Origin of the sequence: Marinobacter sp. NFXS9, assembly GCF_040148665.1 — a bacterium.
Classification (GTDB): domain Bacteria; phylum Pseudomonadota; class Gammaproteobacteria; order Pseudomonadales; family Oleiphilaceae; genus Marinobacter_A; species Marinobacter_A mangrovi.
The window spans coordinates 103,224-116,475 of record NZ_JAGDDW010000002.1; the positions used below are offsets into that span (position 1 = coordinate 103,224).

Below are 13,252 nucleotides of genomic sequence, written 5' to 3' on the forward strand. Positions count from 1 at the left end.
GACTTTATGACTGAAACTGCCAGCGAACGCGACGAGGCCACGATCCTGCTGGTCGATGACAACGCGCAGAACCTGAAAGTGCTCTACGAGACGCTCAAGGACCGCGGTTATCGGCTGTTGATCGCCAATGAAGGCGAAAAGGCCCTGGCCCTCGCGGAGCGTCACCAGCCCGAGGTAATCCTGCTGGACATCATGATGCCGGGCATGGACGGCTATGACGTCTGTCAGCGGCTCAAGGAAAACCCGGATACGGCTGACGGCGCGGTGGTCTTCCTGTCCGCCCTGGATGATGTGGACGCCAAGGTTAAAGGTTTTTCGCTGGGCGGTGCCGACTACATCTCCAAGCCGTTCCAGGCCCAGGAAGTCATTGCCCGTGTGGCCACCCATGCCCGTGTCATCCAGCTGGAACGCCAGCTCCAGGCTCGCAATCGCCAGCTGGAAAGCGACCAGACCCGCATCCTCAATGCCATCAGCGAGGGCATCTACGGCCTGACCACCGAAGGCGAAATTATTTTCGCCAACCCGGCGGCCGGAGCGATGCTGGGGCTGGAGCCTGAGGAGCTGGTGGGCCAGAACTTCTTCCGCCTGCACTTCGGAACCCAGGACGCCGACAGCGATGACCTGCCGGTGCTGGCCACCTGTCGTAACGGCGTCGCCGAGCATCAGCGTGACGTCGCCATGTACCGTCCCGATGGCACGTCGTTTCCGGTTGAGTATCGCTCCAGTCCCAAGCTGGAAGACGATCAGGTGCTGGGCGCGGTGGTGGTGTTCCGCGATATATCCGCCGAACTCGAGAACGAGCGGGCGCTGGACGAGGCCCGGGAGACAGTGGATGTCCAGCGTGACCAGTTGGCCCACGCTTCACGACTGTCCACCATGGGCGAAATGGCGGCGGGCTTTGCCCACGAAGTAAACCAGCCGCTGACGGCCATTTCCAACTACGTGCGGGTGTCCGATCGCCTGTTGTCCGCCGATGAGCTGGACCGTGAACTGCTCGGCCAGACCCTGCACAAGATTGAAGCCCAGGCGCACCGGGCCAGCGAAGTGATCCGCCGTATCCGCAGCTTCGTCAAGAAGCCCGCTTCCGGCAAGGAAGTCATCCAGTTGGACTGTTTGCTGGAAGAAACCCGTCAGTTTGCCGAAGTCGACTCTCGTACCAACCAGGTGGCGGTCGAGCTGGATGTAGGCGACTCGGTACCTGCGGTACTGGCGGACCCGATCCAGGTCCAGCAGGTCGCTCTCAACCTGATCCGCAACGCGCTGGAGGCGACCCGTTCAGCGGGTGGCAAAGAACCGGTACGGGTGACGGCGGCCATCATCGACGGCCAGTTCGTGCGTATCGAGGTCACTGACCGCGGCGTCGGCCTGCCGGAAGATGCCGAGGAAAAGCTGTTCCATCCGTTTTTCACCACCAAGCAGGAAGGTATGGGGATTGGCCTGGCCCTGTGTCGCAGCCTGATCCAGGCACAGAATGGCGAGATCGGCTTTGAGCGCCCGGAAGAGGGTGGTGCGACGTTTTACTTCACGTTGCCGGTCGCGCCGGTGACGGCTGAGCAGCCGGAAGAGGCGGTTGAATAAGTGGGGCGACCGTTCGTCGGCTCCAATCAATACGGGGCGCCTGGCGGCGCCTCAGAAGCTGAAGCGTCTGCTACAGGCTCGAGTTAACCACACAATGTCGTATCGTAGGTTGGGCTGACGCAGGAAGCCCAACAAGCAGATTTTGCGGCCAACCTCATCCAATCGAATGGTCGGCCAATCCGGTTTTCGAGAACCCATGCTCCAAGCGTATCCGCGATAACGGGGACGTCCGGTGCCCGCTTATTGTTGGGCTTCCTGCGTCAGCCCAACCTACAGTCCGAGTTTACCGCACAATGCAGCCGACGCTTTAGCTTCGGAGTTGCCCAGCCCTCAGGGCTGTCTTTCCATCCTCTCCCCGCTCATTTCCAGATCACCTCGCCCGTCAGATGCGGCGCATCCCCTTTCTCATTCAGCAGCTGATAAGCCCAGCGGTCTTTCTTCTCATCCCAGTTCAGTTGCGCCTTGCCGGGCAGGAACAGGGGTTTCTTGAAGCTGGCGGTCACCGTGACCGGACCCTCCTGCCAGGCCGGCTGCTGTTCCAGTAACGCAATGCAGTGCGCCTTGCTCCACATCCCGTGCGCGATGGCCCGGGGAAAGCCGAAGGCCTTGGCGGTCAGCGCGTGCATGTGGATCGGGTTCAGGTCGCCGGAGAGTCGCCCGTAGCGACGCCCCAGTGATTCGCCGGCCGTGATCAGTGCCGAATGGGGCAGGCGTTCAGGCGCCGGTGGTGGCCCCTTGCGGCTGCCGCCGCTGCTCTTGCCGGGCTGGCGAAACAGGTTGGTGCTGGTCTCCTCCCAGATCAGGCGGCCCGCACTGCGCGCTTCGGTGACCAGATCAAACTCGATGCCTTTGTCCGTGTCGGTCTGGTTGTCCAGGCGCACGTGAATGTCCAGGCACTCGCCGTAGGCAATCGGCCGATGTTGGGTGATGCGGTTGCGCAGGTGCACCAGGCCCAGCAAGGGCAATGGGAAGGCGTCTTCCGTGAGCAGCTTGAGGTGCAGCGGAAACGCCAGGATGTGCGGCCAGGTCATCGGCATGCGTGAGCTGCTGCGATAGCCGCAGACGTCGGCATAGCGGCCCGCGCGTGCCGGATCCGTGGTCACACCCAGCAATTCGGCCTGCAGGGGCGGGATCGTCGGTGAGCGAGCCCCCGAACCGCGGGATGTCAGGGCTTTGCCGTAGAGCGACCAGAGGGCCGGGGGGCGGTTCTTGTAGGAAATCACGTCCTGCATCTTGACTGACCTCATCCGAGTATCACTGGCATCTTGTGATGATGTGGATTGTATCTATTATGAGTCATATTGGGCCATGACGTTGCCGCCCGTCTTTGGGGGCGGACTGGCCGTTGTGGCGACAGGTTCTCCGCCGGACACTGGGCGGCTGAGGGCCAGTCGCTACTGCAATGGCTCAAAATCTGGTACAACTGTCCATAGTCCAGGGGGTTGGCTCAGGCCCTGAGTGCCGGTAGTGTCGCAAACCGGCTGCACACGGGCATTGACTCGCCAGTCACATCCAGGAGGCGAGCTGGCCAACGCGGTAGCACCACAAGGAGCAGAGCAATAGCTCCCAAAACAATAAGCGGGATCATATGCAGGAACTTCGTGACGCAGGTGTGATGTTGCGCCTGATTTATCAGGCTATGAAGCAGAAGGGTGTGGATACCGATGAGATTTTCAAGCGCCTCGGCGTCGACGAAGATTATCTGAATTCCGCCCATCTCCGGACGCCTCACAATGCCCAGCTTTTCTTCTGGCAGATTGTGGAGGAGGTTTCCGGTGATCCCGATGTCGGCCTTCATCTGGGCCAGGCGCTGCCCACCTACAAGGGGCAGGTTCTCGAGTACCTCTTTCTCAGTAGCCCCACCTTTGGCGAGGGGCTGCGGCGGGCACTGAACTACCAGCGGCTGCTCTCTGACGCCGCCAACACTGAATTCTTTATCGACGGTGACCAGGCCTGCATGGTGCTGGATGCCGCGTCCGATGAAGTCCGCCGTCTGAAGCACTTCAACGAGTGCTTCGTGCAGGGGTTGGTGACCTTCTTCAAGTCGATCACCGATGACCGGTTCAAGTGCTCGAAGGTTGAGTTCGAGCACGAGCGGGAAGAACGGCAGGACCACGTCGCCGAGGTGCTCGACTGCGAGGTGGTGTTCGGCGCCGAGGAAAACCGCATGTATTTCCCGGCCAGCCTGCTGGCGCACCCGTCTTCCCACGCCGAACCGGAGCTGCTGGCGCTGCACGAGCGCTTCGCCAGCGAACAGGTGGCCCGGCTTGAGAAGAAGGATATCGTCGGACAGGTGGAGCGCATTGTGGCCGAGCTGCTGGACAGTGGTGAAGTCACGCTGGACTCGGTGGCCGAGCGCCTCGACATCAAGCCGCGCACATTGCGCACGCGCCTGACCGAGGCGGAAACCAGCTTCAACCAGGTACTGGCCGATTTCCGCTACCGCCTGGCGCGTCAGTTGCTGGCCACCACCGACGAGTCCATCGACGAGATCGTGTACCTCACCGGCTTTTCCGAGCCGAGTACGTTCTATCGTGCTTTCAAGCGCTGGTCCGGCATGACCCCGATCGAGTACCGCAAGGCGGCTCAGGGACGCGAGGTGCATCTGGACGTCGTGGGCTAGTGGGTTGGCTAAGAAACAGCCTGGAAACAGTCCGTTTTAGAGACTCTGGAAGTTTTTTATGAAAAATCGTTGACATGTCAGGGGGCGTCTTTATAATGCGCCCTCGTTGTCGCTACTGAACGGCGTCAACGATCTACGCGGAGCGGTAGTTCAGCTGGTTAGAATACCGGCCTGTCACGCCGGGGGTCGCGGGTTCGAGTCCCGTCCGCTCCGCCATTTTCCTCTCTCTTTGCATTTCCTCTCTCAGTATTCTTTTGGCCATCTGGCACGCACTGTAATCTTTTCGTCATCCATCGGTCATAGTCTCCTCTGTAATCTGGTTATTGCCCGTTTCGAATCGATACGGCCCAGACAAGGAGAAGGTCTCATGATTGATTATGAAGAAGAGCTGCTCGACAGCTATTTTGAAGATTTCGACGATGACGACGACAGCGACGACGCGATCGAGATGTGATCTCGCGGAATCCGATGGAATCAGGGCTGTACCGGCTCGCGGTGCTGACCCGGGCTCATCCCGAACCAGCGCCGGTAAGCCTTGTGAAAGGCCGGCGGACCTGAGAATCCCAGCAGCCAAGCAATTTCTGCAAAATTAAGCCGCGTTTCCAGTACGTAGTCGGCCGCCAGATCCCGGCGGGTCTCATCCAGTAAGTCCTTAAAACGGGATTGCTCCGCATTCAACTGACGTTGCAATGTCCAGGGCGCCATTCCCAGTTCGGCCGCCACGTCCTCCAGCGACGGTGATTGCCCTTCGAGCATCGGCGTCAGCTTCTCCCGCACCTGATCGATGACGGTCCACCCTCCGCGAATCCGTTTGAGCTGTGCGTCGCACTGTTGTTGCAGGGCGCGGTGCATGGCCGGGTGGGCTTCCCGAGATGGCGTCCGGGCGATTTCCGGTCGGATCTGGATGTGGTTCTCTGGTGCGCCGAATGTCACCGGGCAGCCGAACCAGGCTTCGAAGGCGGCTTGTTCGCCCGGATCCGGGTATTCGATGCAGACGTGCTCCAGCACGGTGTGCTCACCCGTCATGCGCCGCAGGAACTGCGTCCATCCCGCCATCACCGAATCCACCACAAAGAAGTTGTAGCGGTTATACGGCCGAATGGAATAGAAGCAGGCCCGCTGGCGATCGGATTCGAAGCGGGGGTGACCGCGGCTGTTGCGGCTGTTGAGCAGGGAGTAGCGAATGATTGTCGCCAGACCCTCGCCGGCCGTGGCCGCGCTCATTCCGGCGAGGCCCGACAGGCCGGCATCGATCGGTCGGGTCAGGGCACCCATGGTCAGGCCCAGGCTGGGCAGGCCGGTTCGCAGGATGGCGGCGTGCCCCAGCCGCATGAAGCGGGGAATGCTGATGCGGGCTTCGGGCGCCTGTAACAGTGTCTCGGTGATCCCGAACTGCTCGAAATCCGGACCGACATCGTGACCCTGGGCGGCAACGGCGCGGGCCATGACGTGCAGGTAGAGCACGCTGATATCGCCCAGGGCATGGCGACGTCGGGATGTGTGGGCGGGTGCGGCCATTTCTTGAAGTGTCGTCTGAAGATAATCAAATGTTATTTGAGGATATTGTCTGGGGCAAGTGACGCGCTTAATTTAGGGGGCATTGAGAGTCGGCGTGAAAAGTCGGCCAGTGACACGATGAGGAGACCCCCATGACCGCAATCGAAAAAGCTCCGGGCCAGGCCCGTTATCCCAACCTGCTGGCGCCGCTGGACCTGGGATTCACCACGCTGCGTAACCGCACCCTGATGGGTTCAATGCACACCGGTCTGGAAGAGCGGCCTAACGGATTCGAACGCATGGCCGCGTTTTTCGCCGAGCGGGCACACGGTGGTGTCGGACTGATGGTAACCGGGGGCATTGCGCCGAATGTAGAAGGTGGCGTTGGGCAGCACGCTGCAAAAATGGATACCGAAGAGGAGGCGGTTCAACACCGCGTGGTCACGAAGGCGGTTCATGAGGCGGGTGGCAAGATCTGCATGCAGATCCTCCACGCCGGGCGCTATGCTTATCATCCGGAGCTGGTGGCGCCGTCAGCCATCCAGGCGCCGATTAACCCGTTCACGCCGAAGGAACTGGATGAGGCAGGCATCGAAAAGCAGATCGAAGACTATGCACGGTGCGCGGCCCTGGCCAAGGAAGCAGGCTATGACGGCGTCGAGATTATGGGTTCGGAAGGTTACTTCATCAACCAGTTCATCGTGTCTCACACTAACCATCGGACCGATCAGTGGGGCGGCAGCTACGAAAACCGGATCCGCCTGCCGATCGAAGTGGTGCGCCGCGTGCGCGAGCGGGTGGGCGATCAGTTCATCATCATCTACCGCCTGTCCATGCTGGACCTGATTGAGGATGGCAGCACCTGGGACGAAGTGGTCCAACTGGCCAAGGCAATCGAAAAGGCCGGCGCCACGATCATCAACACCGGCATCGGCTGGCACGAGGCACGGGTGCCCACGATCGCCACCTCGGTTCCGCGCGGCGCTTTCACCAAGGTCACCGCACGACTGAAGGGCGAAGTGAACATTCCGCTGGTGACCACCAACCGGATCAACATGCCGGATGTCGCCGAGAAGGTCCTGGCCGAAGGCGATGCGGACATGGTGTCCATGGCGCGGCCGTTCCTGGCGGATGCGGATCTGGTGCGCAAGGCTGAGGAGGATCGGGCCGAGGAGATCAACACCTGCATCGGCTGTAACCAGGCCTGCCTGGACCACACCTTCGGCGGCAAACTGACCACCTGTCTGGTGAATCCGCGCGCCTGCTACGAAACCGAGTTGACTTATGTGAAGACCGCCACACCCAAACAGATTGCGGTCGTCGGCGCCGGCCCGGCCGGTCTGGCCTTTGCGACCGTGGCGGCGGAGCGCGGCCACAAGGTGACCCTGTTCGACGCGGGCAGCGAAGTGGGCGGCCAGTTCAACGTGGCCAAGCGTATTCCCGGTAAGGAAGAATTTTACGAAACCCTGCGTTACTTCCGGGTGATGCTGGACAAGCACGGCGTGGAAGTGAAGCTTAATACCCGCGTAACCGTGGACGATCTGACTCGAGATGGCTTCGACGATGTGGTGCTTGCCACTGGCATCGCGCCGCGCCTGCCGGAGATCGAGGGCATCGACCATCCCAAAGTGATGGGCTACCTGGACGTACTGCTCAAGCGCCGTGAGGTGGGGCGTCGCGTTGCCGTGATCGGCGCCGGCGGCATCGGCTTCGACGTTTCCGAATTCCTGGTGCACGAAGGCGAGTCCCCGTCACTGAATACCGAACACTTCATGCAGGAATGGGGCGTGGATCTGTCCGTGGCGCACCGCGGCGGTATCCAGGGCGTGACCCCGAAGGTTCCGGCACCGGCGCGTGATGTGTTCCTGCTTCAGCGCAAGACCTCCAAGGTGGGCAAGAACCTGGGCAAGACCACCGGCTGGATTCATCGGTCCGCACTCAAGATGCGCAACGTACAGATGATCCCGGGTGTCACTTACCGCAAGATCGACGACCAGGGCCTGCACATCACCGTTACGCCGAAAGGCGCGGAGCAGGGCGAGGATCATATCCTGGACGTGGACAACATCGTCATCTGCGCCGGGCAGGACCCGCTGCGCGAACTCCAGCAGGGGCTGCTGGACGCCGGTCAGCGGGTTCACCTGATTGGCGGTGCCGACGTGGCTGCGGAGCTGGATGCCAAGCGGGCGATCAATCAGGGCAGTCGGCTGGCGGCCGAAATCTGATCGGTGCTATGCCTTAGATAGCCAGGTAAGTATGCCGCAGGTCCTCATCGTCGAGGACCTGCGCCGCTGTGCCTTCGAACACCACCTGTCCCATATCCAGGATCACGGCGCGGTCGGCCAGTTCCAGGGCGGCGATCGCGTTCTGTTCCACGATGATGGTCGTGATCCCAAGCGCCTTGATTTCCCGCAGGGTCCGCTCGATCTCCCGCACAATGATCGGTGCCAATCCCTCGTAGGGTTCATCCAGCAACAGCAGCTTGATGTCCCTGGCCAGGGCGCGGCCGATGGCCAGCATCTGCTGTTCGCCGCCGGACAGGGTGATGCCTTCCTGGTTGCGGCGCTCCCCCAGCCGTGGAAACAGTTCGAAAATGCGGCTGATCTCCCAGCCCGGCGATGGCGCCAGTTGGGCCAGTTTCAGGTTTTCCTCCACCGTCAGTCCGGGAATGATGCGGCGGTCCTCCGGGACCAGCGCGAGGCCATTGCGGGCGGCCTGCCAGGCTTTCATGGTATGCAGTGGTTGATGGTCCAGCCAGATTTCGCCGTGGGTCAGGTGCGGTGAATCCACCCGGGCCATGGCGCGCAGGGTGGAGGTCTTGCCAGCGCCGTTACGGCCCAGCAGGGCGAGAATCTCCCCCTCGTGGATATTCAGCGACACCCCCTGGACGACGTAACTCTCGCCGTAATAGGCGTGCAGATCCCAGGCCGAGAAATAGGCCGGCTCGCTGCGTTGGGCATGTGGATGCTTGTGTGCGGCGTTCTCGCTCATGCAGGCGTTTCCTCGCTCAGGCGGTCTCGGCGGTGCCCAGATAGGCTTCTTTCACCTTCGGGTGGCCCTTGATGTTATCCGGGTGGTCCTCGACGATCACGTGCCCCTGGGCCATCACGCTGATGCGATCGGCCAGGCTGAACACCACCGTCATATCGTGTTCGATGACGACGAAGGTGATTTCATGGTCTTCGCTGATCGTCTTGAGCAGGTCGATGGTATTGTTGGTATCCGCCCGCGACATGCCCGCCGTGGGCTCGTCGAGCAGCAGCAGCTTGGGTTTCTGCACCAGGCACATGGCCATTTCCAGGCGCCGCTTGTTGCCGCGGGACATCGCCGAGGCCAGGTTGTGGCGCTCGTCCAGCAAGCTGACGCTGCCCAGGATTCTCTCCGACTGCTCCCGGATGTCGTGTTCCCGTGACAGGGACTTGAACGGGGCCAGGTGGAAAGCGCCGTCCCGGTGGGCCAGCGCAGGGATCATGACGTTCTCCAGAATCGTCAGATCCTGGAACACTTCCGGTGTCTGGAAAACGCGACTGATGCCCACCTGGTTGATGCGGTAGGGCGGCAGGCCCAGCAGACTCTGGTTGTTGAACAGGATGCTGCCACTGTCCGGCAGCAGCTTGCCGACAAAACAGTTGAGCAGCGTCGACTTGCCGGCGCCGTTGGGGCCGATGACCGCGTGGATGCTGTTTTCCGCCACCGACAGATTGACGTCATCCAGGGCCAGCAGCCCGCCGAAGCGCTTGTTCACGCCTTTGACTTCGAGAATGGCCATGGTCAGGACTCCTTCGGGCTGGCCGGTCGGGACGAATGGGGATCCGGCGAGGATTCCTTGGCGCTGGTTGTTTCGGTGTCCTCGTCATTGTTGCGGGAACGGAACAGCCGGCCGAGCCAGCCGATAAGACGGGTCACGCCTTCCATCAGGCCGCCGGGGAGGAAAATGATCACCAGCATGAAAATCAGCCCCAGGGACATCTGCCAGCCGCTACCCAGGAAGGGCGATACGATCGCGCTGAGGAAATCCCCCAAGCTGTCGGGCAAGCCGGAGAACCAGTTGCTGACGACCGCATCGTTCACGCGGCTGAAGATGTTCTCGAAATACTTGATGATGCAAGCCCCCAGAACCGGCCCGATCAGCGTGCCGGCGCCGCCCATAATGGTCATCAGTACCACCTCCCCTGAGGCGGTCCATTGCATGCGTTCGGGCCCGGCCAGGGGATCCATGCATACCAGCAAGGCCCCGGCGAGGCCGGCGTACATGCCGGAGATGACGAACACCACCAGTGCGTAGGGCCGGGTGTGAACGCCGGTGTAGTTGAGCCGGGTCTGGTTGCTCTTGATGGCCCGCAGCAGCATGCCGAAAGGTGAGCGGAAGATGCGCAGCGAAATGTAGAACATCAGGATCAGGATGGCCGCACAGACGTAGAAGCCCACGTTCAGCTGCAGGTCCAGTCCCATGAAGGACAGGTAGTGGGTGTCTCCCATCTCCAGGCCGAACAGCGATGGGGGCGGCAGCTGACCGGGCGCGGTGGCCGCATCGAGGATGCGGGGATCGTCCAGGTCCATCTGCAGGCCGGTTTCGCCGTTGGTGATTGGTGTCAGCACCGAGTAGGCCAGGTTGTAGCTCATCTGGGCGAAGGCCAGGGTCAGGATGGAGAAGTAAATCCCCGACCGCCGTAGCGACACGTAGCCAATCAGCAGGGCAAACAGGCCGGAAATCACCACGGCAAAGATGATCGCCGGAATGACGTTGACGCTCAGCAGCTTCAGCATCCAGACGGCGGCATAGCTGCCGACACCCAGGAAGGCCGCATGGCCGAACGACAGGTAGCCAGTCAGCCCGAACAGCAGGTTGAAGCCGATGGCGAAGATGCCGTAGATGGCGAAACGTTGCATCAGGTCCGGGTAGCCGGCCCCAAAGGGCGCCAGGATAACGGGGGCGGCGAGCACCGCTACCGTAAAGGCGATCATCATGAGCCGGTCTTTGTTATCGGTGGTCTTCAGCATGGCTCAGGTCTCCATGATGCCTTTGCGTCCCATCAGGCCCCGCGGGCGGGTCAGCAGGATGACGACGGCAACGAGATAGATGATGACCTGGTCGATCGAGAAGCCGAACAGGAATGCCTTCACCTCCGGCATGGAGGCGAAACTCTGCAGGATGCCCAGTAGGAAGCCGGCAGCCACGGCGCCGGCCAGCGAACCCATGCCGCCGACCACCACCACCACGAAACACAGCACCAGGAAGTCCATCCCCATGTGGTAGTTGGGGGACAGGATGGGCGTGTACATCACACCCGCCAGGCCGGTGACCACCGCCGCCAGGCCGAACATGGCGGTGAACCGGCGGTCGATGTTGATGCCCAGAAGGCCCACCGTTTCCCGGTCGGCCATGCCCGCCCGCACCACCATGCCAAAGGTGGTGTAGCGCAGGAACGCAAATACGCCGGCAATGATTACCGCGGCGAACAGGAAATAGACCAGTCGCCAGATCGGATAGACCACCGCGTTGGCCCCCAGACCCACCAGGGCGCCAATGTCGATCGAGCCCACGAACGCTTCAGGCGCCGGCTGCGGGATCGGGTTGGCGCCAAACACCTGCTTGATGATTTCCTGGAGCACAATGGCCAGGCCAAACGTCACCAGGATCTGGTCGGCATGCGGCCGCTTGTAGAAGAATTTGATCAGCCCGCGCTCCATGGCGATGCCGATGATGAGCATGACGGGGATGGCAAACAGGATCGACCAGAACACGGAGTAGTCGATCATCGTCTCGCCCACCTTGCCGAACCACATCACCACGTAGGGCGTGTGAACCTCGACCGGGGTGCCCCATGGGGTGGTCTCGGTGGCTGACTGGGTCACCAGTTCCAGCGACAGTAGCTTGTTGAGGATGACGGTGCAGAAGGCGCCGATCATGAACAGGGCGCCGTGGGCAAAGTTGACGACACCCAGCGTGCCGAAAATCAGGGTCAGACCCAGGGCGATCAGGGCGTAGGCGCTGCCCTTGTCGAGGCCATTCAGGATCTGCAGAAAGATGGCATCCATCGGTTCTCCCTTGTCTGATAACAGTCGCCCGGCCTATTGGCGGGCATATCCAGAGCGCGTCGGCGCAGGCCCCTCCCGTGCGGGAAGGGCCTGCGTCAGGGATTGCAGTGCTGGCCGGTGAATCAGGTACCGGGGTTGCACTTGCCGAGAGAGCCGCCCGCGAACATGGGGTTGTCCGGTTCGTACATCACCTTGTCGACCGGCGTCACATTGAAGACTTCCAGCAGGTCGAACTCGGACTCCGGTTTCTCCTTACCCCGGACCACGAGAACGTCCTTGAAGCACTGGTGATCGGCGGCCCGATACAGCGTGGGGCCATTGCCCAGGCCGTCGAACTTGAAGCCCTCCAGGGCTTCGGCGATGGCGCAGGGGTTGAAGCTGCCCGCCCGCTGGGCCGCATCGGCATACAGCAGGGTCTGCACATAGCAGGTATGGGCGGCCTGGGACGGCGGGTGGCCGTACTCCTTGCCGAAGGATTTGACGAAGGCCTGGGAGCCCGGATCCTGCAGCGTCCAGTGCCAGTTGGTGGAGCCGAAGATGCCCTTGACCGCATCGCCGGCCCCGCGGGCCATCAGGCGCGAGTACAGCGGTACCACGATCTCGAACTGCTTGCCGTTGACGATCTTGTCTCGCAGACCGAACTGCACCGCGTTGGTCAGCGAGTTGACCATGTTGGAGCCGTAGTGGTTGAGGATCAGCACGTCCGCCCCGGAGTTGAGCACCGGCGCGATGTAGGACGAGAAGTCCGTGGCCGACAGGGGCGTACGCACTGTATCCACCGTCTCCCAGCCGAGTTCCTCCGTGAAGGCAATCATCGACTGCTCCTGGGTCCAGCCCCAGGTGTAGTCGGCGGTCAGGTGGTAGGCCTTGCGGTCTGTGCCGTATTCCTTGCCCAGTACCGGCGCCAGTGCTGCGGCGGACATGTAGGCGTTGAAGAAGTGACGGAACCCGTTGGCTTTCTTGTCCTTGCCGGTGGTGTCGTTGGAGTGGGTCAGGCCGGCCATGAAGATAACGCCGGCTTCCTGGCACAGGGACTGGACCGCGATTGCCACGCCGGAGGAGGAGCCACCGGTGATCATGATGGCGCCGTCTTTCTCGATCATGGCCCGGGCTGAGGCTCGGGCGGCGTCGGACTTGGTCTGGGTGTCGCCGGTAACGTAGTCCACCTTGCGGCCCAGGATGCCGGTCCCGTCCAGGGTCTTGGAGGAAAACGTATTCAGCATGCCGCCGTCACCCTCGCCGTTCAGGTGCTTGACGGCGAGTTTGTAGGCACGCAGTTCATCCGCACCCTCATCAGCGTAGGGGCCGGACTGGGGCACGTTGAAACCCAGAACGACCCGGCTGTCACCGGGTTCATTGGTGTAGGCGCTGGCCGTGCGGGTGAAGATGGTGGGTGCGACCACGCCGGCCCCCAGGGCAGCGCTGCCCTTCAGGAAACTGCGGCGCTTGAACTTGTTGTCTGACATTGTGCTTCTCCCCGAATGACTGTTGTTGTCTGTCGACTCCGGGACCGGG

At 61.8% G+C, this 13,252-nt stretch carries 10 protein-coding genes and 1 tRNA gene; 4 read left to right on the forward strand and 7 right to left on the reverse strand.

Annotated features, from left to right (window positions below):
- Positions 1–6 precede the first annotated feature (6 nt).
- On the forward strand, positions 7–1,578 hold the full coding sequence (locus J3364_RS04040; protein ID WP_349556967.1) for an ATP-binding response regulator: 1,572 nt from the start codon (positions 7–9) through the stop codon (positions 1,576–1,578).
- A gap of 359 nt (positions 1,579–1,937) precedes the next feature.
- On the opposite strand, the gene J3364_RS04045 is transcribed toward J3364_RS04040, so the two are convergent.
- On the reverse strand, positions 1,938–2,810 hold the full coding sequence (locus J3364_RS04045; protein ID WP_349556968.1) for a MaoC family dehydratase: 873 nt from the start codon (positions 2,808–2,810) through the stop codon (positions 1,938–1,940).
- Between the two features lie 356 nt (positions 2,811–3,166).
- Here J3364_RS04045 and J3364_RS04050 point away from each other — a divergent pair, with 356 nt between their 5' ends.
- Both J3364_RS04050 and J3364_RS04055 read left to right on the forward strand, forming a co-directional pair.
- Positions 3,167–4,201 carry an AraC family transcriptional regulator gene (locus J3364_RS04050; RefSeq protein ID WP_349556970.1) on the forward strand — a complete coding sequence of 345 codons (1,035 nt, stop codon included), beginning with the start codon at positions 3,167–3,169 and terminating at the stop codon, positions 4,199–4,201.
- 139 nt (positions 4,202–4,340) lie between these two features.
- Positions 4,341–4,417, forward strand: a tRNA-Asp gene (locus tag J3364_RS04055).
- A gap of 258 nt (positions 4,418–4,675) precedes the next feature.
- Here J3364_RS04055 and J3364_RS04060 read toward each other — a convergent pair.
- Positions 4,676–5,719: an AraC family transcriptional regulator gene (locus tag J3364_RS04060; protein WP_349556971.1), complete on the reverse strand. Its 1,044-nt coding sequence runs from the start codon at positions 5,717–5,719 to the stop codon at positions 4,676–4,678.
- Positions 5,720–5,850: 131 nt separating this feature from the next.
- Here J3364_RS04060 and J3364_RS04065 point away from each other — a divergent pair, with 131 nt between their 5' ends.
- On the forward strand, positions 5,851–7,923 hold the full coding sequence (locus tag J3364_RS04065; RefSeq protein ID WP_349556973.1) for an oxidoreductase: 2,073 nt from the start codon (positions 5,851–5,853) through the stop codon (positions 7,921–7,923).
- A 13-nt stretch (positions 7,924–7,936) separates the two neighbouring features.
- Here the strand turns inward: J3364_RS04065 and J3364_RS04070 are convergent, their stop codons facing one another.
- From J3364_RS04070 to J3364_RS04090, 5 genes are all read right to left on the reverse strand, one after another.
- On the reverse strand, positions 7,937–8,689 hold the full coding sequence (locus tag J3364_RS04070) for an ABC transporter ATP-binding protein (RefSeq protein ID WP_349556974.1): 753 nt from the start codon (positions 8,687–8,689) through the stop codon (positions 7,937–7,939).
- A 16-nt stretch (positions 8,690–8,705) separates the two neighbouring features.
- Positions 8,706–9,467 carry an ABC transporter ATP-binding protein gene (locus J3364_RS04075; RefSeq protein WP_349556976.1) on the reverse strand — a complete coding sequence of 254 codons (762 nt, stop codon included), beginning with the start codon at positions 9,465–9,467 and terminating at the stop codon, positions 8,706–8,708.
- A 2-nt stretch (positions 9,468–9,469) separates the two neighbouring features.
- A complete protein-coding gene (locus J3364_RS04080; RefSeq protein ID WP_349556978.1) occupies positions 9,470–10,699 on the reverse strand; it encodes a branched-chain amino acid ABC transporter permease in 1,230 nt (409 codons plus the stop codon).
- Between the two features lie 3 nt (positions 10,700–10,702).
- The gene (locus J3364_RS04085; protein WP_123634259.1) at positions 10,703–11,737 is read right to left on the reverse strand and encodes a branched-chain amino acid ABC transporter permease; all 1,035 of its coding nucleotides are present in this window, start codon (positions 11,735–11,737) and stop codon (positions 10,703–10,705) included.
- Positions 11,738–11,859: 122 nt separating this feature from the next.
- Positions 11,860–13,203: an ABC transporter substrate-binding protein gene (locus tag J3364_RS04090; protein ID WP_349556981.1), complete on the reverse strand. Its 1,344-nt coding sequence runs from the start codon at positions 13,201–13,203 to the stop codon at positions 11,860–11,862.
- Positions 13,204–13,252: the final 49 nt, after the last annotated feature.